The organism is Streptomyces aurantiogriseus (genome assembly GCF_014649375.1).
GTDB classification, from domain to species: Bacteria; Actinomycetota; Actinomycetes; order Streptomycetales; family Streptomycetaceae; genus Streptomyces; species Streptomyces aurantiogriseus.
In genome coordinates, this window is record NZ_BMSX01000002.1 from 477,478 (window position 1) to 498,948 (window position 21,471).

The 21,471-nt window shown below is 72.3% G+C and carries 16 protein-coding genes and 2 pseudogenes; 6 read left to right on the forward strand and 12 right to left on the reverse strand.

Annotated features, from left to right (window positions below; all coding sequences use genetic code 11):
• Window positions 1–4: 4 nt before the first annotated feature.
• From IE263_RS05580 to glyA, 6 genes are read right to left on the reverse strand one after another with little or no spacing between them, the layout of a single operon-like run.
• Entirely contained in the window at window positions 5–1,378 is a 1,374-nt protein-coding gene (locus IE263_RS05580; protein ID WP_189932790.1) for an L-serine ammonia-lyase, read from the reverse strand.
• A complete protein-coding gene (locus IE263_RS05585; protein ID WP_189932792.1) occupies window positions 1,378–1,998 on the reverse strand; it encodes a sarcosine oxidase subunit gamma in 621 nt (206 codons plus the stop codon). The genes IE263_RS05580 and IE263_RS05585 overlap by 1 nt, the downstream gene beginning before the upstream one ends.
• Entirely contained in the window at window positions 1,991–4,885 is a 2,895-nt protein-coding gene (locus IE263_RS05590; RefSeq protein WP_189932794.1) for a sarcosine oxidase subunit alpha family protein, read from the reverse strand. Before IE263_RS05590 ends, IE263_RS05585 begins: the two co-directional genes overlap by 8 nt.
• Window positions 4,882–5,178: a sarcosine oxidase subunit delta gene (locus IE263_RS05595; RefSeq protein WP_189932796.1), complete on the reverse strand. Its 297-nt coding sequence runs from the start codon at window positions 5,176–5,178 to the stop codon at window positions 4,882–4,884. Before IE263_RS05595 ends, IE263_RS05590 begins: the two co-directional genes overlap by 4 nt.
• Before the next feature lie 23 nt (window positions 5,179–5,201).
• The gene (locus IE263_RS05600; protein ID WP_189932798.1) at window positions 5,202–6,422 is read right to left on the reverse strand and encodes a sarcosine oxidase subunit beta family protein; all 1,221 of its coding nucleotides are present in this window, start codon (window positions 6,420–6,422) and stop codon (window positions 5,202–5,204) included.
• Complete coding sequence (gene glyA / locus IE263_RS05605) at window positions 6,419–7,735, reverse strand: serine hydroxymethyltransferase (RefSeq protein WP_189932800.1); 1,317 nt, start codon at window positions 7,733–7,735, stop codon at window positions 6,419–6,421. Before glyA ends, IE263_RS05600 begins: the two co-directional genes overlap by 4 nt.
• 96 nt (window positions 7,736–7,831) lie before the next feature.
• On the opposite strand from glyA, the gene IE263_RS05610 reads away from it, so the two are divergent.
• On the forward strand, window positions 7,832–8,512 hold the full coding sequence (locus tag IE263_RS05610) for a GntR family transcriptional regulator (protein WP_189932802.1): 681 nt from the start codon (window positions 7,832–7,834) through the stop codon (window positions 8,510–8,512).
• A gap of 106 nt (window positions 8,513–8,618) precedes the next feature.
• On the opposite strand, the pseudogene IE263_RS05615 reads toward IE263_RS05610, so the two are convergent.
• A pseudogene (locus IE263_RS05615) lies at window positions 8,619–9,251 on the reverse strand (amino acid ABC transporter ATP-binding protein); the annotation flags it as partial.
• Between IE263_RS05615 and IE263_RS48280 the strand changes: the two are divergent.
• Both IE263_RS48280 and IE263_RS05625 read left to right on the forward strand, forming a co-directional pair.
• On the forward strand, window positions 9,244–9,600 hold the full coding sequence (locus tag IE263_RS48280; protein WP_229910802.1) for a hypothetical protein: 357 nt from the start codon (window positions 9,244–9,246) through the stop codon (window positions 9,598–9,600). The pseudogene IE263_RS05615 and the gene IE263_RS48280 overlap by 8 nt on opposite strands.
• 331 nt (window positions 9,601–9,931) lie before the next feature.
• The gene (locus IE263_RS05625) at window positions 9,932–10,447 is read left to right on the forward strand and encodes a VOC family protein (protein ID WP_189932806.1); all 516 of its coding nucleotides are present in this window, start codon (window positions 9,932–9,934) and stop codon (window positions 10,445–10,447) included.
• 32 nt (window positions 10,448–10,479) lie between these two features.
• Here IE263_RS05625 and IE263_RS05630 read toward each other — a convergent pair whose 3' ends face one another.
• Window positions 10,480–11,301 carry an endo alpha-1,4 polygalactosaminidase gene (locus tag IE263_RS05630; RefSeq protein ID WP_189932808.1) on the reverse strand — a complete coding sequence of 274 codons (822 nt, stop codon included), beginning with the start codon at window positions 11,299–11,301 and terminating at the stop codon, window positions 10,480–10,482.
• 338 nt (window positions 11,302–11,639) lie between these two features.
• On the opposite strand from IE263_RS05630, the gene IE263_RS05635 reads away from it, so the two are divergent.
• Window positions 11,640–13,691 (forward strand): phosphocholine-specific phospholipase C, encoded by a 2,052-nt coding sequence (locus IE263_RS05635; RefSeq protein WP_189932810.1) that lies wholly within the window; start codon window positions 11,640–11,642, stop codon window positions 13,689–13,691.
• A gap of 61 nt (window positions 13,692–13,752) precedes the next feature.
• On the opposite strand, the gene IE263_RS05640 is transcribed toward IE263_RS05635, so the two are convergent.
• Window positions 13,753–14,700, reverse strand: coding sequence for a DMT family protein (locus IE263_RS05640; RefSeq protein WP_189932812.1), 948 nt, complete (start codon window positions 14,698–14,700; stop codon window positions 13,753–13,755).
• Window positions 14,697–15,494: a phosphatase PAP2 family protein gene (locus IE263_RS05645; protein ID WP_189932814.1), complete on the reverse strand. Its 798-nt coding sequence runs from the start codon at window positions 15,492–15,494 to the stop codon at window positions 14,697–14,699. Before IE263_RS05645 ends, IE263_RS05640 begins: the two co-directional genes overlap by 4 nt.
• A 218-nt stretch (window positions 15,495–15,712) precedes the next feature.
• Here IE263_RS05645 and IE263_RS05650 point away from each other — a divergent pair, with 218 nt between their 5' ends.
• Entirely contained in the window at window positions 15,713–16,327 is a 615-nt protein-coding gene (locus IE263_RS05650; RefSeq protein ID WP_189932816.1) for a TetR/AcrR family transcriptional regulator, read from the forward strand.
• 147 nt (window positions 16,328–16,474) lie between these two features.
• On the opposite strand, the gene IE263_RS05655 is transcribed toward IE263_RS05650, so the two are convergent.
• Window positions 16,475–17,485 carry a DUF2510 domain-containing protein gene (locus IE263_RS05655; protein ID WP_189932818.1) on the reverse strand — a complete coding sequence of 337 codons (1,011 nt, stop codon included), beginning with the start codon at window positions 17,483–17,485 and terminating at the stop codon, window positions 16,475–16,477.
• Between the two features lie 286 nt (window positions 17,486–17,771).
• On the opposite strand from IE263_RS05655, the pseudogene IE263_RS05660 reads away from it, so the two are divergent.
• A pseudogene (locus tag IE263_RS05660) lies at window positions 17,772–20,496 on the forward strand (ATP-binding protein).
• A gap of 103 nt (window positions 20,497–20,599) precedes the next feature.
• On the opposite strand, the gene IE263_RS05665 reads toward IE263_RS05660, so the two are convergent.
• Window positions 20,600–21,391, reverse strand: a complete 792-nt coding sequence (locus tag IE263_RS05665) for an SDR family NAD(P)-dependent oxidoreductase (protein WP_189932820.1) — start codon at window positions 21,389–21,391, stop codon at window positions 20,600–20,602.
• Window positions 21,392–21,471 lie beyond the last annotated feature (80 nt).

Genomic DNA, 21,471 nt, shown 5'->3' on the forward strand with positions numbered 1-21,471 from the left:
GGTGTCAGCATTCGATGACGTTGACGGCGAGGCCGCCGCGGGCGGTTTCCTTGTACTTGACCTTCATGTCCCGGCCGGTGTCGCGCATGGTCTTGATGGCCTTGTCCAGCGTGACTTTGTGCGTGCCGTCACCGGCCAGGGCGAGCCGTGCCGCGTTGATCGCCTTGACGGAGGCCACGGCGTTGCGCTCGATGCAGGGGATCTGCACCAGGCCGCCGACCGGATCGCAGGTGAGCCCCAGGTTGTGCTCGATGCCGACCTCGGCGGCGTTCTCGACCTGCGCCGGCGTTCCGCCGAGGACCTCGCACAGCGCCCCGGCCGCCATGGAGCAGGCCGAGCCGACCTCGCCCTGACAGCCGACCTCGGCGCCGGAGATGGAGGCGTTCTCCTTGAAGAGGATGCCGATGGCGGCGGCGGTCAGCAGGAAGCGGACGATGCCGTCGTCGTCGGCTCCGGGTACGAACCGCGCGTAGTAGTGCAGTACGGCGGGCAGGATGCCGGCCGCCCCGTTGGTCGGCGCGGTCACGATGCGGCCGCCGGAGGCGTTCTCCTCGTTGACGGCCAGGGCGAACAGGTTCACCCAGTCCATGATGTGCAGCGGATCACGGCCCTCAGTGTCCGAGTTGAGGACCTGGAACAGCGCCGGTGCGCGGCGCGGTACTTTCAGTCCTCCCGGCAGCACTCCCTCGCGGCGGCAGCCGCGCTCCACACACGCCTGCATGACGGACCACAGGTGCAGCAGTCCCGCCCGCACCTCGGCCTCGGGCCGCCAGGCCTGCTCGTTGGCGAGCATGATGTCGCTCACTGCCAGGTCTTCCCGGTCGCAGTGCGCGAGCAGTTCGGCTGCCGAGCCGAAGGGGAAGCGCACCCGTGTGGTGTCGGCGACGACGCGGTCGGCGCCGGTGGCGTCCTCGTCGACGACGAAGCCTCCCCCCACGGAGTAGTAGGTCCGCCTGTCGAGCATCCGGCCGTCGTCGGCGAAGGCGTGGAACACCATGCCGTTGGGGTGCGTGGGCAGGGACTTGCGCCGGTGCAGCACCAGGTCGGCATCTGCGTCGAAGCCGATGCGGTGCTTGCCGGCCAGGAGCAGGGTGTTGTTGTCACGTACCCGCGCGACCCGGCTGTCGGCCTGGTCGGTGTCCACGGTGGCGGGATCCTCGTCTTCGAGGCCGAGCACGACCGCCTTGTCCGAGCCGTGGCCGTGGCCGGTCGCGCCGAGCGATCCGAACAGTTCGGCGCGTACTCGGCTGACGGAGGGCAGGAGGCCCCCGTCGTTGAGGAGCCTGACGAAGCGTCGGGCCGCCCGCATCGGCCCCACCGTGTGGGAGGAGGAGGGGCCGATGCCGACCGAGTACAGGTCGAAGGCGCTCAACGCCATCAGGGGACCTCCGGGCCGCGGTACTCGCTCATGGCGTCGATGAGCCAGCGGGCCAGGTAGTCGGCGAACGAGGACCGCGGGAGGAGCCGGTACGTCGGTGTGTCGTCGACCTGCCAGAGCACTGCGGCAACAGGTCCCACGGTGGTCGACACCGCCCGGCCGGGGCCGAAGGCCCGGGGATGGAGGTCCAGCGGGCAGCCCTTCTCCAGCACCTGCCGGGCGGCCGGGCCGCCCAGTTCCAGCGTGGTGCGGTTGGCCGAGACGTCCACGGCCGAGCCCGGGGCCCCTGCGAGCGCCTCACGCAACTCGACGGCCACAGCGGTCTCTTCGGCCTGGGACAGCACGAGCCACTCGTCGGGGCCGAGCCAGACAAGGGTGTGGGGGCCGGATGTGCTGGTGTGGCCGCACTGTCGCGGGAGCGGCGCCCCCAGGGCCTTCTCGATGCGGTCGGCGGCTTCGGACGCGGGGTCGACGCGCAGGTTCACCATGGTGATGAACGGCCACTCGGTCAGCGTGACGCCGCGGGGGCCGGTGACGGTGGCGGCGCGCATCTGCTCCTTGAGATGTGCCAGCGGGGTGCGGCGCAGGTGCACCGGGCCGACTTCGGTCAGCTCAGCCATCTCGCTTGGTCCCTTCGGGGTCGTAGAGGACGAAGTCGGCCACCTCGACGGGCACCAGGTCCTCGCCCACCGGGGCGAGCAGGGTCTCGCCGATCCTTGCCCGCCCGTCGGCGACGAGGGCGAGGGCGAAGGGGCGGCCGAGGGCCGGGCTGTGGTAGCTGGAGGTGACGTGGCCGAGCATCGGCACCGGCCCGGCCTCGGGGGTGAGGGGCACGTCGGGCGCGACGAGCTGGGTGCCCTCGGGCAGCCGGGTCGTGCGGTCGGCCGGCAGCAGGCCGACGAGTTGCTTGCGGTCGGTGCGGGAGGTGTCGGCGCGGGCGTAGGACCGCTTTCCGACGAAGTCCTTCTGCTTCGAGACCACCCAGGACATGCCCGCGTCCTGCGGGGTGACGGTGCCGTCGGTGTCCTGGCCGACGATGATGTAGCCCTTCTCGGCCCGCAGGACGTGCATGGTCTCGGTGCCGTACGGGGTGATGCCGTACGGTTGCCCGGCCGCGTGGACCTGCTCCCAGACGGCCAGGCCGTACCACGCGGAGACGTTGATCTCGTAGGCGAGTTCGCCGGAGAAGGAGATCCGGCAGATGCGGGCCGGGACGCCGGAGGCCAGGGTGGTCTCGCGGAAGGCCATGAACGGGAACGCCTCGGCCGACAGGTCGACGTCGGGCGCGAGTCGGGCGACGACCTGGCGCGACTGCGGGCCGACGACGGCGATCGTCGACCACTGCTCGGTCACCGAGGTGCAGTGGACGTCGAGTTCGGGCCACTCGGTCTGCAGCCACTCCTCCAGCCAGTCCAGGACGCCGGCGGCGCCGCCGGTCGTGGTGGTCATGAAGTAGCGGTTGTCGTCGAGGCGGAGCGTGACGCCGTCGTCGAAGATCATGCCGTCGGGCTTGCACATGACGCCGTAGCGGGCCATGCCCGGCTTGAGCTTCTTGAAGGCGTTGGTGTAGATGCGGTTGAGGAACTCACCCGCGTCCGCGCCCCAGATCTCGATCTTGCCGAGGGTCGAAGCGTCCATGAACGCCACTCCCTCACGGGCCGCGCGGCACTCGCGGGCCACGGCCGTGTCCATGTCCTCCCCCGGCTGGGGGTAGTACCAGGGGCGCTTCCACTGCCCGACGTCCTCGAACTCCGCGCCGTGGGCCACGTGCCAGGGGTGGATCGCGGTCGTGCGCTCCGGGTCGAACAGCTCGCCGCGCTCGCGGCCGGCCAGAGCGGCGAAGGCCACCGGGGTGTAGGGCGCCCGGTAGGCGGTGGTGCCGATGTCTCCGGGGGACGCACCAGAGCCGAGGGCCTCGGCGATCACACCGATCGCGTTGACGCCGGACGTCTTTCCCTGGTCGTTGGCCGTGCCGAGGGAGGTGTAGCGCTTGACGTGTTCGACGCCTCGCATGCCGGCGCCGGTGGAGCGCCGGACGTCGGCGACGGTGACGTCGCGCTGCAGGTCGACGAAGTGGGTGTCCCAGCCGCCGGGTTCGCCGTCGGGGGCGGGCACCAGCCACAGCGCACGCGTCGGGCCGGCTGCGGACCGCGGGTCGCCGGGCGACGGTACGGGAACCGGGAACCCGGCGTCCGTCGCGGCCCACGCGCCTGCCCGCGCCCCCTCGGCCAGACAGCCGTCGAGGTCGTACGTCCCGCGGGCCGCCCCGACGACCTGCTGGTCCCGTACGGTGCCGTCGGGGACGAAGGCGACCAGGTCCTCGTCCCAGCGCAGCCGGCCCTGGCGCTGGCTGTGCAGGTGCACCACCGGGCTCCAGCCGCCCGAGACGGCGAGCAGGTCGCAGTCGAACGACGCCGGTTCACCGGTGAGTCGACCGTGCTCGTCGAGGGCCTGGACGGTGACGCCGTCGAGCCGGCCGCTGCCCGTGGTGTCGACCACCGCACTTCCCGTCAGCACCGGCACCCCGGTCGCCACGGCCACCTCGGCGGCCCGGTGGGACAGCTCGGAGCGCGCGTCCACGACGGCGGCGATCTCGATCCCGGCGACGTGGAGATCGGCGACCGTGTCGTAGGCGCTGTCGTTGGTCGTGCTGACCACGGCCCGCGAACCCGGGGCAACGGCATACCGGTTGAGGTACGTGCGCACGGCCGCGGCGAGCATCACCCCGGGGCGGTCGTTGCCGGCGAAGACCAGCGGACGCTCGTGGGCGCCGGTCGCCAGGACCACCTGGCGGGCCCTTATGTGCCACAGCCGCTGGCGCGAGACGCCCGCGGACGGGTCGGGGGCGTCGGCTCCGAGGTGGTCGGTGCGCCGCTGAAGGGCCAGCACATAGTTGTCGTCGTACGAGCCGAAGGCTGTGGTGCGCTGGAGGACCACGACCTCGGGGGCGGCGTCGAGTGCCGCGCGAACGTCGGCGACCCACTCCAGGGCGCTCTGCGCGCCGGCCCTCTCGGTGCGCCCGGAGAGCAGCGAACCGCCGGGCTCGGGCTGGTCGTCGACGAGGATCACGCGGGCGCCGGAGCCGGCGGCAGCGGCGGCGGCCGCGAGCCCGGCCGGTCCGGCGCCGACGACCAGGACGTCGGTGTGGGCGTACTTCTTGTCGTAGACGGCGGGGTCGGAGCTCGGGTCGAGCCGGCCCATCCCGGACAGCGTTTTCGCGGACAGGCCGTCGTACAGCTCTGCCGTCGTCGCGGGCAGCATGCCCTCCGAGTACGGGCCGTCGATCTGCACCAGGGCGTTGGGCTCCTCGACACCCGCGGCGACGATGCCCCGCGGGCGGCCGCGGTAGAGCGACGGGGCGACCTCGACGAGCCCGTTCGCCAGCATCGCCGAGGCGACGGTGTCACCGGGGTGCCCGGTCAACTCCCGCCCGTCGACGGTGAACCGCAGCACGGTGCCGCGGTCGATGCGGCCGCCTCGGCGGAGCCGGAAGTGCTGGTCGGTCATCGGTTCCCTCCGGCCTGGGGCAGTTCGGGGCGTGGCTCGTCGAGCCGGTAGGAGGTCAGTACCTCGTGGGTGGCGGTGTCGCGCAGGACGTTGAACCAGCGGCGGCAGCCGATGCTGTGCATCCACCGCTCGGCGAAGGGGCCCTTGGGGTTGTCGCGGTAGAAGACGTACTCGGCCCACTGCTCGTCGGTGAGGTCCGCCGGGTTCCCGGGGTAGGGGACGTGGGCCTGTCCTCCGTAGTGGTACTCGGTCTCGTCACGGGGACCGCACCATGGGCAGGTGATCAGCAGCACGGGGTCCTTCTCTCAACAGGCTTTCAGTGGGCCACGGCTGCTGCGCCGTGCTCGTCGATCAGTGCGCCCGTCGTGAAGCGTTCGAGGGCGAAGGGGGCGTTGAGCGGATGCGGCTCGCCCGTGGCGATGGTGTGCGCGAACGTCCAGCCGGCGGCCGGGGTGGCCTTGAACCCGCCGGTGCCCCAGCCGCAGTTGACGTAGAGGTTCTCGACGGGGGTGGTGCCGATGATGGGGGAGGCGTCCGGGGTGACGTCGACGATGCCGCCCCAGGTCCGCAGCACGTGCGCGCGGGCGAAGATGGGGAACAGCTCGACGGCGGCGGCCATCTGACGCTCGATCACATGGAAGGAGCCGCGCTGCCCGTAGCCGTTGTACGAGTCGACGCCCGCCCCCATCACCAACTCGCCCTTGTGCGCCTGGGAGACGTAGACGTGCACGTGGTTCGACATGACGACCGTCGGGTGCACCGGCTCGTGCAGCTCGGAGACCAGCGCCTGCAGCGGATGGGACTGCACCGGCAGCCGTACGCCCGCCCGCTCGGCCAGCACGCTGCTGTGCCCGGCGGCCGCGAGGCCGACCCGGCCGGCGAGGATGCGGCCCCGGTTGGTCTCGACGCCCACCACGCGGTCGCCGTCCTTGAGGAAGCCGGTGACCTCGCACCCCTGGATCAGGTCCACGCCCATCTCGTCGGCCCGCCGCGCCAGCGCCCAGGCGACGTGGTCGTGCTTGGCGATGCCGGCCCGGGGCTGGAAGGTGCCGCCGAGGACCGGGTACCGGGTGCGGGGCGAGACGTTGAGGATGGGGCAGACCTTGGCGACCTCGTCCGGCTCGAGCCACTCGGCGTCGACGCCGTTGAGACGGTTGGCGTTCACGCGGCGCACGCCCTCGCGGACGTCCTGCAGGGTGTGCGCGAGATTGAGGACGCCGCGCTGGCTGAACAGGAAGTCGTAGTCCAACTCCTCCGGGAGCCGCTCCCACAGTTTGAGCGCGTGCTCGTAGATCGCCGCGCTCTCGTCCCAGAGGTAGTTCGAGCGGATGATCGTGGTGTTGCGGGCCATGTTGCCGCCGGCCAGCCAGCCCTTCTCCAGGACGGCGACGTTGGTGATGCCGTGGTTCTTGGCGAGGTAGTAGGCGGTGGCCAGACCGTGGCCGCCCGCGCCGACGATGACGACGTCGTACGAGGAGCGCGGCTCGGGGTTGCGCCAGAGCCAGTCCGGGTGCTCCGGCAGCGGCTTGGTGGTCATGCCGCGTCTCCGTTCAGGTGGGGGTAGAGGGGGAACGCGCCGGCGAGCTTCTCGACCCGGGCGCGCAGCAGGCCCGCGTGCTCGTCGCCGAGCTGCTCGTCCTTCAGGGCCTGGGCGATGAGGTCGGCGACCTCCCGGAACTCCGCCTCGCCGAAGCCACGGGTGGCCAGGGCCGGGGTGCCGATCCGCAGCCCCGAGGAGACCATCGGCGGGCGGGGGTCGAACGGCACCGCGTTGCGGTTGACGGTGATGCCGATGCGGTGCAGCCGGTCCTCGGCCTGCTTCCCGTCGAGCACGGAGTTCCGCAGGTCGACGAGGACCAGGTGGACCTCGGTGCCTCCGGTCAGGACCGTGATCCCGGCCTCGGCCACGTCGTCGGCCAGCAGCCGCCCGGCGAGGATGCGGGCGCCGTCCAGGGTGCGCCGCTGGCGCTCCTTGAACTCCTCGCTCGCCGCCACCTTGAAGGCCACGGCCTTCGCCGCGATGACATGCTCCAGCGGGCCGCCCTGCTGGCCCGGGAACACCGCGGAGTTGATCTTCTTGGCCAGGTCGGCGCGGCTGAGGATGACCCCGCCGCGCGGGCCGCCGAGGGTCTTGTGCGTGGTGGTCGTGACGACGTCGGCGTACGGCACCGGGCTCGGGTGGAGGCCCGCGGCCACAAGACCGGCGAAGTGCGCCATGTCCACCATCAGGTACGCGCCCACGGCGTCGGCGATCCGTCGGAACGCGGCGAAGTCCAGCTGTCGGGGGTAGGCCGACCAGCCGGCGACGATCATCTTGGGGCGGTGGGCGAGGGCGAGCTGCTCGACCTCCTCCATGTCGATGCGCATGTCGGACTCGCGCACGTGGTACGGCACGACGTGGTACAGCTTGCCGGAGTAGTTGATGCGCATGCCGTGGGTCAGATGGCCACCGTGCGCCAGGTCGAGGCCGAGGATCGTGTCGCCGGGCTCCAGCAGCGCGAACATCGCGGCCGCGTTGGCCTGGGCGCCCGAGTGCGGCTGCACGTTCGCGGCCTCCGCGCCGAACAGTTCCTTCACCCGGGCGATGGCCAACTGCTCGACGACGTCGACGTGTTCGCAGCCGCCGTAGTAGCGGCGGCCCGGGTAGCCCTCGGCGTACTTGTTGGTCAGGACCGATCCCTGAGCCTCCATGACGGCGGCCGGGGCGAAGTTCTCCGAGGCGATCATCTCGAGGGTGGACTGCTGACGGTGCAACTCGGCGGCCACCGCGGTGGCGACGTCCGGGTCGAGCTCGCTGAGCGGGAGGTGAAGGGGGGTGGTGACCGTGGTGGTCGACGGGGTCGTTGCCATCTGTGCACCATCCTGAGAGTCAACTAGAGAGCAACTGATATATCAGCCTCTGCGGTAAGGTATGGGAGCTCGCCGGACAGGTCAAGGGGGCACTTCATGCAGCAGGTGGCGACAGAGCCCAGGGGCGGGGAGCCGGGGGGCGAGGAGCTGTCCCTCGCCGAACGCGCCTACCGCGTCATCCGTGACCGTCTCGTCATGCTCGAGATCCGCCCCGGCGCGCCGATCAACGAGGAGCAGCTGGCGCAGTCCCTCGGCGTCGGTCGGACGCCGGTGCGCGAAGCGCTCAAGCGGCTTCAGTACGAACGCCTCATCGCGACCTACCCCCGGCGCGGCACCTTCGCCACCGACGTCAACATCACCGACCTCGCCCACATCTCCGAGGTACGCCAGGAACTGGAACCCCTGGCCGCCGCCCAGGCCGCGCGGCGCGCCACGGCCACGGACCGAGCGGCTCTGACGGCCCTACGGCAGGACCTGGAGAGCGCCGATCCCCGTCGGTACAACGCCGCCGAGCTCATGCACCTCGACCTTCAGGTCCATCGCGCCATCTACGCCACCACGCACAACCCGTACCTGGAGGACACCCTCGTCCGCTACGACAACCTGGCCACCCGCATCTGGTGCCTGTTCGCGGACCGCCTGTCCGACATGGCCGGACACATCGAGGAGCACGGGCCGTTGATCGAGGCGATCGTCGCCGGCGAACCAGAGAGGGCGGCACGGCTCGCCCGCGGTCACGTCGAGGGCTTCGAACGGGCCGTTCGCGACGCCCTCTGAGACGGTGCGGGGAGGCCGTGAGGCCCACAACTCGCCTGGCCGGCGAGTCGGGGACGTGCCCGACGGGGCCGAGGGCTGTCGATCCTGATCCGCCACAGGCGGGCTGTCACAGGATGCTGTCGATGAAGGTGCGCGTGGACTCGTGGACGGGTGCGTCGATGACCTGGGACGGCGGACCCTTCTCCACGAGCCGGCCCTCGGACATGAAGACCACTTCGTCGGCGACTGAGCGGGCGAAGCCGATCTCATGGGTGACGACCATCATCGTCATGCCGCTGGTCGCCAGGCGCTTCATGACGTGCAGGACCTCACCGACGAGTTCGGGGTCCAGGGCTGAGGTCGGCTCGTCGAAAAGCGTGACGCTGGGCTTCATGACCAGGGCACGCGCGATCGCCACGCGCTGCTGCCGGCCGCCGGACAGGGTGCTGGGGTAGACGTCGGCCTCGTGGGCCATGCCCACCTCCTCCAGCGCCTGCATCGCGTCCGCCACGGCCTCGGCCTTGTTCACGCCCTTGACTCGGCGCGGTGCTTCGATGAGGTTCTCCAGCACCGTCATGTGCGGGAAGAGGTTGTAGGCCTGGAAGACCATGCCGGTCCTGGTGCGCTGCTTCGCGATGGCCGCCGGAGGCAGTTCGTGCAGCTTGTCACCCTTGATGCGGTAACCGATCACCTCGCCGTCCACGACGACGGTGCCTCGGGACGGGCGCTCGCGATGGTTGACGCATCGCAGCATGGTGCTCGAACGGCACCGCTGCGAGATCGGACCCGACACCCTCCGCGCCGGCCGCCACGTCGTCGTCGACCACGAACCGACGGCACGACAGAACTGCGGTCCGATCGTCGCCGCCCAGGCGCGGGCCGATACCGAGGGGGAGCTGGAAGTCCTCGAACTCGGCCATGTCCTGACCGGCGGCGCGACCGGTCGCGCCAGCGACGACGACATCGTGACGTACATCAGCGCCGGCCTCGGCGTCCAGGACGCCGCAGCGGCCTGGAGCGTCTACCAGCAGGCCGAAGCACAGGGCGTGGGCCGGAGCGTCGACTGGCCGGCCCTCCCCCTGCCCGGCTTCCGGCCGGCCCCTGCCTGACTTCGCCACACGCCCACCCGGCTGTTCCGCACGACCATACTCAAGGAGCACTGACATGACCGTCGACACCTTCCGCTTCATGGCCGGTGCGGTGCGCGCGACGACCTCCCTGGCCGCCGGTGACTACGCCGAGAACCACCTCTCGGTCATCCTGCGCGAACGCGCCTCGCGGGCGGCGGCCCGGTTTCCGTCTGAAGGAAGGGGACGGGTGACGCGCCTGGTCAGAGTCCCGCGTGGGAGGCGTGCGGGTGGTCGGGGGAGCAGGGGGGTCTGGTGTGCGAGACGATCCTGGTGGGGAGGAGCAGGCCACCTGACGCAACCGAGGAGAGCCATGACCAGCACACAGGGGAACGCGCAGCCGGACCGCTCGGCCGCCGAGGCGGAGCGGCAGCGGATCCGGGAGCGGTACCTGCGGCCGAGCGGCTCGCGTCCCGCGTCGTCCGCCCGCGGCCTGCACCACACCGCCCTGATCAGCAGCGACGTCGAGCGGACCGTCCGTTTCTACCAGGACCTGCTGGAGTTCCCGCTGACCGAGCTGATCGAGAACCGGGACTACCCCGGCTCCTCGCACTTCTTCTTCGACATCGGCAACGGCAACCTGCTCGCCTTCTTCGACTTCCCCGGCCTCGCCGTCGGCCCCTACGCCGAGGTGCTGGGCGGGCTGCACCACGTGGCCATCTCGGTCGAGCCCGACCGCTGGAGCCACCTCGTCGACAAGCTCTCCCGCGCCGGCGTCGACCATGTCGTGCACAGCGAGGTCTCCGTCTACTTCCGTGACCCCGACGGCGCCCGTATCGAACTCATCGCCGACCCGCTGGGGGAGATGTACGGCAGCGAGGTGCTGTGACGCTCCCGAACCCCTCCTGACAGCGGGCCCTCCTAGCAGGGTTCCCGCCACACCCCCAGTTCCGGCTTCTTCAGCATCGACGACAGCTTCAGCCTCCGTGAGTCCGGACAGAACGCGGCCGTCGGCACCGCGTACTCCACGTGGAAGACGGCCTTGCCGGCCTCGATGAACGGAGTGAGCCGGCCGCACTCGTCGTACTGGGCGCACTCCTCGTTGACCGCGAAGTCGAAGTCGGCCAGGAGCTGGGGGATCTGGGGCAGGTCGTTCTTCAGGCCCACCGACAGTCCGCGTTCATGGGCGATGCGGGCGATCATGCGGTTGTAGCGGAGCTGGTCGTGGGCGGTGAGCGGGAACCCGGTGTCGTTGCCGTAGCCCTCCACCAGGTCGGGCTCCACCGCGTCGAAGCCCTTGTCACGGCACAGGTCGAAGCGGCGCTCCATGATCGGCCGCAGGACGGAGATCTGCCGGATGTCCAGCCAGCGCTCGCCCGCCCAGCCGTTGGACTTGCCGAGCACCGAGCGCGGGAAGGCGTCCTTGTCGGGCCGGAAGTCCTCCCAGGCGCCGACGTTGATGTAGCAGATGACCTTGCGGCCGTCGCGGTGCAGACGGGCGACGTCCGCCGCGGAGTTCTCGAAGCCGTCGATGTCGTAGACCGGCACGTCGGCCGCCGACGGGTCGACCTTGCCGTCGAGCTGCCACTGCCAGGCCAGGCCAGGGCGGGGCTGCCACAGGGCCTTCGCCGTCTCGCGCGTGTCGGCCGGCCGGTCCCCGCCGTCGGTGCCGGAACAGCCGCTCAGCGCCCAGGTCACCAGCGCGGCCAGCAGCGTCACGTACGCCGGTGTTCTGATGCTCATCGCTCCGTTCGCTCCGTCTTTCCGTTCGGCGCGGGCGTCAACCCGTCCCGGAGGTCGGGCGGTTCGCCCGTCACCGGCCCGCGGACCGCGCCGCGCCCCGCCCGCGCGCGGTGCGCACGGCCGAGGACAGGAGCGCCTCGGGAACACCACCGTAGACCAGGTGACACAGCCGCTCCGACGAGCTCCCGGCCCCTTGCCACCCCCCGTACCGGCGACCTTCACATCGGCGCCATCCGGGCCTTCCCTGTCGTTCCGTGCCCTTGGAACACTCCTTGCGCGCGCGTTCCGCCACGAACCGGCCGCCCGTCGAACTCCCTCCGTACGAGAGGTCCTCACCCATGTCCGAAGTCAACCGGCGCAGATTCCTCCAGATCGCGGGGGCCACCACGGCCTTCAGCGCGCTGTCGAGCAGTATCGAGCGCGCCGCGGCCCTTCCGGCCCACCACCGCACGGGGACGATCGAGGACGTCGAGCACATCGTCGTCCTGATGCAGGAGAACCGCTCCTTCGACCACTACTTCGGCAAGCTGCGGGGCGTGCGCGGCTTCGGCGACCCGCATCCGGTGACGCTCCCGAGCGGTGAGTCGGTGTGGCACCAGTCGGACGGCACCAAGGAGGTGCTGCCCTTCCATCCGACCGCCGACGACCTCGGGATGCAGTTCCTGGAGGGCCTGCCGCACAGCTGGCCCGACGGCCAGGCCGCCTACAACGGCGGCCGGTACGACAAGTGGGTGCCCGCGAAGGGGACCACGACCATGGCGTACCTGACCCGTGAGGACATCCCCTTCCACTACGCGCTCGCCGACAGGTTCACGATCTGCGACGCCTACCACTGCTCCTTCATCGGCTCCACCGACCCGAACCGCTACTACATGTGGTCGGGCCACACGGGCAACGACGGCCAGGGCGGCGGGCCCGTCATGGGCAACGACGAGCTCGGCTACGACTGGACGACCTATCCGGAGCGCCTGGAGAAGGCGGGCATCTCCTGGAAGATCTACCAGGACATCGGCGACGGCCTCGACGCCAAGGGCTCCTGGGGCTGGATCGAGGACGCCTACCGCGGCAACTACGGCGACAACTCGCTGCTGTACTTCAACACGTACCGGGGCGCCCAGCCCGGCGACCCGCTCTACGACAAGGCCCGCACCGGCACCGACGTCAAGAACGGCGACGGCTACTTCGACGTGCTCAAGGCCGACGTCAAGGCGGGCAGGCTGCCGCAGATCTCCTGGATAGCCGCCCCCGAGGCCTTCTCCGAGCACTCCAACTGGCCCACCAACTACGGCGCCTGGTACATCGCCCAGGTTCTGGACGCGCTCACCTCCAACCCGGCGGTGTGGGCGAAGACGGCCCTGTTCATCACGTACGACGAGAACGACGGCTTCTTCGACCACATCGTGCCGCCGCTCCCGCCGGCGTCCGGCGACCGGGGCAAGTCCACCGTCGACGTGACCCTGGACCTCTACCCGGGCGACAGCAAGCGGGTCGCCGGCCCCTACGGCCTCGGCCCGCGGGTGCCGATGCTCGTCGTCTCCCCCTGGAGCAAGGGCGGTTACGTCTGCTCCGAGACGCTCGACCACACCTCCATCGTCCGGTTCATGGAGCGCCGCTTCGGTGTCCACGAGCCGAACATCTCGCCCTGGCGGCGCGCCGTCTGCGGCGATCTGACCTCGGCCTTCGACTTCTCGCGCAAGGACACCAAGCCGGTCGCGCTCCCCGACACCGACGGCTACGAGCCCCCGGACCGCGAGCGTCACCCCGACTACAGGCCGACCCCGCCGGCCGAGGGTGTGCTGCCCAAGCAGGAGCGCGGCCTGCGGCCCACCCGGCCGCTCAGGTACGCCCCCGCCGTGGACGGTGCGGCCGACCCGGCCGCCGGGACGTTCACGCTCACCTTCGCCTCCGGCCCCAAGGCCGGCGCCGTCTTCCTCGTCACCTCCGGCAACCGCACCGACGGGCCGTGGAGCTACACCACCGAGGCCGGCAAGAAGATCTCCGACACCTGGAACCCGGCGTCCTCGGGCGGCGCGCACGACCTGACCGTGCACGGCCCGAACGGCTTCCTGCGGGTCTTCAGGGGACCGGGGAAGCAGGCCGGCCCCGAGGTCGTGGCCCGGCACGTCGGCGACAGCCTGGAGCTGACCTTCACCAACCGCGGCTCCGGCACGGCCGAGCTGAAGGTGGCGGACGGGTACGGCGGCCGTACGACGACCGTCAGGGTGCGGGTCGGCGCCGTCCTCAAGCGGACCGTCGACCTGAGCGCCGGCCGGCGCTGGTACGACCTCACCGTCACCTCCGCCGCCGACCCGTCCTTCCTGCGGCGGTTCGCGGGGCACGTCGAGAACGGGCGGCCCGGCGTGAGCGACCCGGCCATCGCCACGGAATGAGCGCGGTGAGCGGGCGGTGACCCGCCGCCCGCTCACCGTCGGCTGACACCCTCGGGCGTTCTCACAGCGGTGTGAGGTGCTCCGGACCGGTCGTCGGCCGGGGCAGCAGCGCCGGTTCGGGGGAGGCCGTCCCCGGCTCCAGCGCCAGGACCGCCGCCACCGGGTGCTCCTCCTCGTGCACGACGTCGGGTTCCGGCGCCGCCCGGGACAGCAGCACCACGCCCCGTGCGGCCAGCCCCGCTCCGGCCAGCGCGAGGAGCACCCCTGCCGCCCCGCCCTGGAGCCGTTCGCCCAGCAGCGCGAGGCCGATCACCGCGGCGGCCACCGGGTTCGCCAGCGTCACCACCGCCAGCGGTGCGCCGAGGCCGCCCCGGTAGGCGGTCTGCGCCAGCAGCAGCCCGGCCGTGGCGAACGCGGCCACCAGCAGCGCCACCCCGATGACCTGCACGTCGAGCAGCGGGCCCGACCGGTCCGTCGCGGCCACCGTCACCGTCTGGGTGAGCGCCGAGGCGACCCCGGAGGCGAAGCCGGACGCGGTCGCGTGCCGCAGTCCGGGCCGGGTGCCGGGCCGCGCCAGCAGACCGATCAGCGCGGCCGTCGTCCCCGCCACCGCGAGCGCCTCGGGCACGCTCAGCACGTCCTCCGGGGCCGGTCCGGACGCCGTGACCAGGAGGGCGGCCAGCCCGAGCAGGGTGAACGCCGTCCCGCGCCACTCGGCCGCGCCGACCCGCCGGCCCGCGACCCGCGCGCCCATCGGCACCGCCGCGACCAGGGTGAGCGCACCGAGCGGCTGCACCACGGTGAGCGGACCGTACTTGAGGGCCACGACGTGCAGCAGCGCCGCGCCGCCGTTCAGCCCCACGGACGCCCACCAGGCGCCGCTGCCCAGCAGCCGCACCAGGCCCGTGCCCGGGGAACGGGAGGCCAGCCGCTCCTGGGCGACGGCGGCGGCCGCGTAGGCGACGGCCGACAGCAGCGACAGGAGAACGGCGACGAGGCCGGCGTTCATCGGGCCGCTCCCACGAGCACCTGCTCCTCGGCGGGTGCGAGCTGCCGTGTCGAGCGTCCTGCCGTGGTCGCCGTGCGCAGCGGCGCGTGGATCACGGCGAGCGCGATGCCGAGCAGGGCCGCCGCCCCGAGGGCGTCGAGCCAGTAGTGGTTCGCCGTCCCCACGATCACCAGCAGCGTGAGCAGCGGATGCAGCAGCCACAGCCACCGCAGGCGCGACCTGGTCGCGACGATCAGGCCGATCGCCACCATCAGCGCCCAGCCGAAGTGCAGCGAGGGCATCGCCGCGAACTGGTTCGACAGATGGTCGGTCTGCGGCGGCCCGTACACCGACGGTCCGTACGCCTGCGCGGTGTCGATCATGCCCGCCGCCGTGAGCATCCGCGGCGGGGCGAGCGGGAACAGGAGGTGGAGCACCAGGGCGGCGGCCGTGACGGCGGCCAGCACCCGGCGGGCCCAGACGTAGTGCTCCGGGCGCCGCAGAAAGAGCCAGATCAGGAAGGCGGCGGTGGCGGGGAAGTGGACGGTCGCGTAGTAGGTGTTCGCGACCCGGACGAGGGTGTCGCCGTGCAGCAGCAGGGACTGCACCGCGCCCTCGCCGGGTATGTGGAGCCACCGTTCGACGTCCCACACACGGTCCGCGTTGCGGAAGGCCTCGCCGGTGTGGCCCGTGGCCAGCTGCCGGCCGAACTTGTAGACGAGGAAGAGCCCTGCGACGAGCAGGAGCTCCCGGACTATCGGCGGCCGTGCCGGCGTGGCCGGCTCCGCTTCTGCAGGCTCGGTGCGGGCATTCATCCCCCGGCCCCTTCGCTGACGGTGGTGCGTGTGGTGGTGCGGTCGGGCGCGTGGCCCGGGGAGACACCATCGATACGAGGTCGTACCGATACGACAGTGTTCCGATACGGCAGTGTACCGATACGCGCGTGTACCGGTACACTGGCGTATCGATTGACGTACGACACACTGGAAGCAGGCCCTCGACGGGCCGCCGGACAGCAGGAGGGGAAGCAGTGATGACGTCGCAGGCCGCGGACGGACCGGAGTCGGTCACCGCCTCGCGCCGCTCCAAGCTCACGCCCGAGCGCGAGCAGGAGTTCTTCGACGCCGTCCTCGAACAGATCCGCGAGTGCGGATACGACGCCGTCACCATGGAGGGCGTCGCCGCCAGCACCCGGTGCAGCAAGTCCACGCTGTACCGGCAGTGGAGGACCAAGCCGCAGTTCGTGGTGGCCGCCCTGCGCTCCCGCCGGCGCTCGCGGCTCGCCGGCATCGACACCGGATCGCTCGCCGGGGACCTGCGCGAGGCCGCGCGGGCGGCCGGCCGGTGGTCCACGACGGACACCAAGCTCCTGCAGGCCCTCGGCCACGCCGTCACCCAGGACGAGGAACTCGCCTGTGCGCTGCGCGAGGCGCTCATCGACCCGGAGATCGCCGCCCTGCGGGAGATCCTGCGGCGCGGTGTCGACCGCGGCGAGATCCGGGCCGACCACCCGGCGCTGGAGTACATCCCGGCCCAGATGTTCGGCGTCGTCCGCGCCCGCCCCGTCGTGGACGGGACCTACGCCGACGAGGACTATCTGCTCCGCTTCGTGGAGGCCGCCGTGCTGCCGGCACTCGGCCTCACCTGAAGACCCGGGCCGCCGTCCGCGGGATGACCGGACGGCGACCTGCTCGCGCCGCACCGTGGGGACGGGGGCGGCGCGCACCCCCCGGCCGGGTGGGGTTCCCCTTGAGCGGAGGGGCGCCCCACCCGGCCGACCGGGGTACGGGACGGCTCAGACGTTCTGTCCGTTGCCGCCGCCCGTCGACACCTTGATGCCCTTCGTGATCGTGTCGATGACCGTCACGCTCTGGTCGGCGTCGACACCGAAGCGCAGCACCACCAGCCTCTTGGTGTCCGCGGGCGCCGGGAACACCAGGGACTCGACGACGCCGTCGGCGCCCTTGCTGGTGACCGCCTTCCAGCGCACCAGGTAGCCCTTCTGCCCGGCCACGGTGACCGCCTTCGAGGCGAGCACCTGGTGCGAGGTGATCGCGCCGTAGGTTTTGCCGCCGTAGGACTCCTCGGCGTTGGCCTCGATGTCGGCCTTCGCGACCTGCTCGGCCGTGTCCCCCTTGGTGCCCAGCGCCTCGGCGGGCGCCGAGTACACGCCCCCCTTGGTGCAGGTCTTCGAGGTGTCGCCGGGGCACTTGTAGGAGGAGTCGGAGGTGATCTGCGCGCCCACGCTCATCTCCTGCCCGGTCCAGCCGTCCGGGATGGGGATGCTGATCCCGTTGAGCGCGTCGGTCACCGAGCCGCTCTTGATCTTGGGCGGTTCGGACTCGTCCGGCGCGGGCGAGGAACCGCCCGACCCGCCGGACCCACCGGAATCGCCCGGGTCGCCGAAGGGCCCGCCCTGGCCGCCGTCCTGCCCGCCGGAGCCGCCCGGACCGCCCTGCCCGCCCGGTCCCTGCGCCGTACCGGGGTCATCCGAGCCGCCGTCGTCCTTGGTCAGCACGTACACGCCGACCCCGATGCTCGCGAGGACCGCCACGGCCGCCGCGACGGCGATGCCGGTGCGCAGTCCGCGCCGCCCACCCGCGCCCGGCGGCGGCGCGGGATACGCCGGGTAGGCCGGATACGCCCCGGCGGCCGGCACCTGCGCCGGCGGACCCCAGGCTGCGGCCCCGCCCGCGGGGCGGGTCTGGTCCGTCCACGCCCTGCCGTCCCACCAGCGCTCGGTGGCGGGACCGTCACTTGTCTGCCCGGGGTCGGGGTACCACCCGGGAGGAGTCACCTGCGTCATGCCCCCACCGTATGAGGCGTCGGTGAAAGTCGGATGAGAGGGAGGGCCGCTTGTGACACGACCCGGCCCGGCACGCCGTGCCGGTGTGGCGGGAAATCGACGTCAATTCGGCGTGTGTCACCCGCCGTTGACGTTCCAAGCCCTCCTCCGCAGGCCCGTCGGGGCGTCGCGGTGACCCTCCCGTCACCCGGCGGGGCAACGGACGGCCGGACCCTCCTCCGCACAGGCCGTCGGAGAGCTACGCTCAAGTCTGTACGTCGTTCGGGCGACTTGGGGAGGTAGCGGGATGACGGAGGTACGGCCGGCGGCGGCCGCCTCGGCTTCCCTGTGGGAGCGCGACGAGGAAGTCGCCGCCATCGCGCGAGCGGTGGAGACACTCCGCGCCGACCGGTCCTCCCCGGGCCAGGTGCACGTGCTGCGCGGCGAGGCCGGACTCGGCAAGACCGCCCTGCTGGCCGAGACCCGCCGTATCGCCGAGGCCCAGGGCTGCGCGGTGTGGTCCGCGCGCGGCGGCGAGACCCTCAGGTCCGTGCCCTTCAACGTGTTACGGCAGTTGCTGCAGCCCGCGCTGCTCTCCCTGCACCCCGAGGAGGCCCGCGAGTACCTCGGCGACTGGTACGACATCGCCGCCCCCGCCCTCGGGATCGCGGACCCGGTCGAGCGCCAGGCCGACCCGCAGGGCGTGTGCGACGGCCTGGTCGCCGCCGTGACCCGGCTGGCCCGGCGGGACTGGCCGCTCGTGCTGCTGGTGGACGACGCGCACTGGGCCGACCAGGAGACCCTGCGCTGGCTCGCCGCCTTCGTCGAACGCCTCGACGACCTCTCCGTCCTGGTCGTCGTGGCCCGCAGGCCCGGCGAGGTCAAGGGCGACGGCGCCCGCCACCTCGACACCGTCGCCGCCGTCGCCGGGCAATCCGTCACCAGCCTCAGCGCCCTCACCCCGGACGCGATCGCCGGCCTCACCCGCGCCACGCTCGGCGCGCACGCCGACGACCCGTTCTGCCGCGAGGTCTGGGCCGTCACCGGCGGCAACCCCTACGACACCGTCGAACTCCTCGCCAAGGTCCGCGACAGCGAGCTGGAGCCGAGCGAGTCCTCGGCCACCGAGCTGCGCCCCCTGAACCGCTCGGCCCGCGGCGGCGGTCTCGTCGACCGCCTGGAGGAGCTGGGCGTCGACGCCACCCGGTTCGCCATGGCCGCCGCCATCCTCGGCGCCGACATCTCCGTCGACGAGGCCGCCCGGCTCGCCGGCATGGCCCGCGAGGACGCGGAGCGCTGCGCCGACCAGCTGCGTGACGCCCGCATCCTCACCGAATCCGACCCCGCGGTGGGCCCCGTCGCCGACGGCGGCGGCCTCGAGTTCGTCCACCCGCTGATCGCCACCGCCGTCTACAACTCCATCCCCGAGGGCCTGTGCCGGGCGATGCACGGCATCGCGGCGAAGGTCGTCCTGGACGCCGGCCGGGGCGTCGCGGCCGCCTCCCGCCACCTCCTCCAGGTCCACCCGGACGACGACGAGGAACTCGTCGAGCAGCTGCGCGAGGCCGCCCGCGAACACCTCGCCGTCGGCGCCCCCGACGCGGCCCGCCGCTGCCTGGAACGCGCCCTGAACGAACCGCCCGCCTCCGACGTCCGCGCGCACGTCCTCTACGAGCTCGGCTGCGCCACCCTCCTCACCGCACCCGCCCGCACCATCGGCCACCTGCGGGAGGCGCTGGCTCTGCCCGGCCTCGACGGCGACAAACGCGTCGACGCCGTCTACCGCCTCTCCCAGGCCCTCCTGCACAACGACCAGCTGGAGGAGGCCGTCCGCACGGTCGAGGCGGAGGCCGTGCGGCAGGCACCGGGACCGGCACGGATGCGGCTGCAGGCCGTGCAGTTCATGTGGGAGGGCATCCACGCCGGGGAGACCACCTCACCGGGCCGCTCGGAGAAGCTCGCCGCGCTCGCCGCCACCTGCACCGGCCGGGACAACGCCGAGCGAGCCCTGCTCATCCTGCGCGGCTTCGACGCGATGACCCACGGCGAGAACGCCGAGGAGGTCGTCGAGTTCTGCGACCGCGCCCTCGTCAACGGCCGCCTCGCGCCCGGGCTCGGCTGGACCGACCCTGAGTGGGGCCTCGAGCTGCTGATGATGCTGGCCAGCTCGTACGTGTACACCGACCGGCTCGACCGCGCCGAGTCCCTCTTCACCGAGGCCCTGCGCACCTACGAGTCCTCCGGCTGGAGCGGCGGCCACCTCGCCGTCGCCCACGCCTATGTCGGTCTCGGCCACCGCCGCCGGGGCCGCCTGAAGGAGGCGGAGAAGTCCCTGCGGGAATCGCTGCGCATCGCCGAACGCGTCGGCCGCGGCCTGCCCCTGTACTGGTCGGCGACGTGCAACCTCATCGACACACTGCTCGCCCGCGGCCGTGTCGACGAGGCCTGGCGGATCGCCGACGAGCACGGCTTCGCCCCGCCCTACCCGTCCACGATCGTGCTGCCCGACCCCCGTTCGGTGCGCGGCCGGCTGCTGCTCGCCGTCGGCCGCACCAAGGACGGCGTCAACGAGCTGGAGGAGGCCGGGAAGGCGGCGGCCGTCCGCGGCCACCTCAACCCCCGTGATGGTGCCCTGGGCGGTCGACCTCGCCCGGGCCCTCGCCACCGAGGACCCGGCCCGTGCGGCCCGGCTCGCCTCCGACGCCCGCCGTCAGGCCGAACGCTTCGGCACCGACACGGCCATCGGCGAGGCCCTGCGCTGCGCCGCCGCCCTGGAGACCGGACAGCGCGCGGTCCGGCTGACCGCCCAGGCGATCACCTACCTGGAGTCCTCGCCCTGCCAGTACGAACACGCGGCCGCCCGCATCGAGCACGGCATCGCCGCCCGCTCGGTGGCCGAGCTCAACCGCGGCCTGACACTGGCCCGTTCCTGCGGCGCGGACGGCCTGGTCGCCCAGGCACGGCGGGCCCTGGACAGCCTGGGGGCACCGCGGGTGGGCCTCGTGCCGGGGCAGGTGCGAGGGGAGGCGTAGCCGCAGGGCGTTCCCACAGAGCGGTGAGCGCCGGCCGCGGGCGTCCCCCGCGACCGGGCACGAGGCCTGACCGGCCGGTACGAGGGTCGGGCGCGACCGTGCCTCAGGCGCCCAGCAGTTCGTCGGTGAGCCGCGCCAACCGCCGGCGCACCCCGGCGTCGTACGTCGCCTCGTGCGCCCGCGCCGGGCGCGTCCCGTCGAAGAAGCCGCCCGTGCCCACGTCCCGCGTGGCCGGCACCAGGACGCCGGGCGCGCCGTCGGCGACCGTGCTCCAGGGCGCGACCCCGCCCTCGCGGACCATCGCCGTGTCCATGAAGGTCGCCGGATGCACCACGTTCACCGAGACACCGGTGCCCGCCAACTCCTCGGCGAGGGCGAAGGTGTGGGCGGCGAGCGCGAACTTGCCGCGGCAGTACGCGGCGAAACCGTCGTAGCCGCGGGTGAACTGCGGGTCGTCGAAGTCGACCGGTTCCTGGCCGAGCGAGCCGACGTTCACGATCCGCGCGGGGGTGTTCGCGCGCAGCACCGGCAGCAGGGCGCGGGTCAGGGCGACCGGTGCCAGGTAGTCGACCGCCAGCCGCAGTTCGTGCCCGTCGGCGCTCACCTCGCGGCCCGCGCCGGGCGGACCGGCGCCCACGCCCGCGTTGTTGACGAGCACATCGAGCCCGGGACACGCCTCGGCGACCCGCGCGCCCAGCTCGCGCACCTGCGCCAGGGAAGCCAGGTCGGCGACGAATCCCTCGGCCTCGCCCTCGGCGCGCAGTTCGTCGACGAGCCGCCGCGTACGGTCCGGGTCGCGGCCGTGGGCGAGGACCAGGTGTCCGGAGCGGACGAGTTCGAAGGCCACGTAGCGGCCGAGACCGGAGGTGGCGCCGGTGATCAGGACGGTCGACATGCCTCCACCGTAGGCAGGGCCGGCGGACATCCGCCCGATCCTGTCGGGACTACGACCGGCAGTGTCACCCTCAGCAGTCG

Bases quoted from the DNA above. Each gene is read 5' to 3' on its own strand.
- IE263_RS48280 (WP_229910802.1), top strand. From the start codon at position 9,244: ATGGTGCTCGAACGGCACCGCTGCGAGATCGGACCCGACACCCTCCGC.
- IE263_RS05655 (WP_189932818.1), bottom strand. From the start codon at position 17,485: ATGACGCAGGTGACTCCTCCCGGGTGGTACCCCGACCCCGGGCAGACA.
- glyA (WP_189932800.1), bottom strand. From the start codon at position 7,735: ATGGCAACGACCCCGTCGACCACCACGGTCACCACCCCCCTTCACCTC.
- IE263_RS05590 (WP_189932794.1), bottom strand. From the start codon at position 4,885: ATGACCGACCAGCACTTCCGGCTCCGCCGAGGCGGCCGCATCGACCGC.
- IE263_RS05650 (WP_189932816.1), top strand. From the start codon at position 15,713: ATGACGTCGCAGGCCGCGGACGGACCGGAGTCGGTCACCGCCTCGCGC.
- IE263_RS05585 (WP_189932792.1), bottom strand. From the start codon at position 1,998: ATGGCTGAGCTGACCGAAGTCGGCCCGGTGCACCTGCGCCGCACCCCG.
- IE263_RS05580 (WP_189932790.1), bottom strand. From the start codon at position 1,378: ATGGCGTTGAGCGCCTTCGACCTGTACTCGGTCGGCATCGGCCCCTCC.
- IE263_RS05600 (WP_189932798.1), bottom strand. From the start codon at position 6,422: ATGACCACCAAGCCGCTGCCGGAGCACCCGGACTGGCTCTGGCGCAAC.
- IE263_RS05630 (WP_189932808.1), bottom strand. From the start codon at position 11,301: ATGAGCATCAGAACACCGGCGTACGTGACGCTGCTGGCCGCGCTGGTG.
- IE263_RS05625 (WP_189932806.1), top strand. From the start codon at position 9,932: ATGACCAGCACACAGGGGAACGCGCAGCCGGACCGCTCGGCCGCCGAG.
- IE263_RS05665 (WP_189932820.1), bottom strand. From the start codon at position 21,391: ATGTCGACCGTCCTGATCACCGGCGCCACCTCCGGTCTCGGCCGCTAC.
- IE263_RS05640 (WP_189932812.1), bottom strand. From the start codon at position 14,700: ATGAACGCCGGCCTCGTCGCCGTTCTCCTGTCGCTGCTGTCGGCCGTC.
- IE263_RS05635 (WP_189932810.1), top strand. From the start codon at position 11,640: ATGTCCGAAGTCAACCGGCGCAGATTCCTCCAGATCGCGGGGGCCACC.
- IE263_RS05610 (WP_189932802.1), top strand. From the start codon at position 7,832: ATGCAGCAGGTGGCGACAGAGCCCAGGGGCGGGGAGCCGGGGGGCGAG.
- IE263_RS05645 (WP_189932814.1), bottom strand. From the start codon at position 15,494: ATGAATGCCCGCACCGAGCCTGCAGAAGCGGAGCCGGCCACGCCGGCA.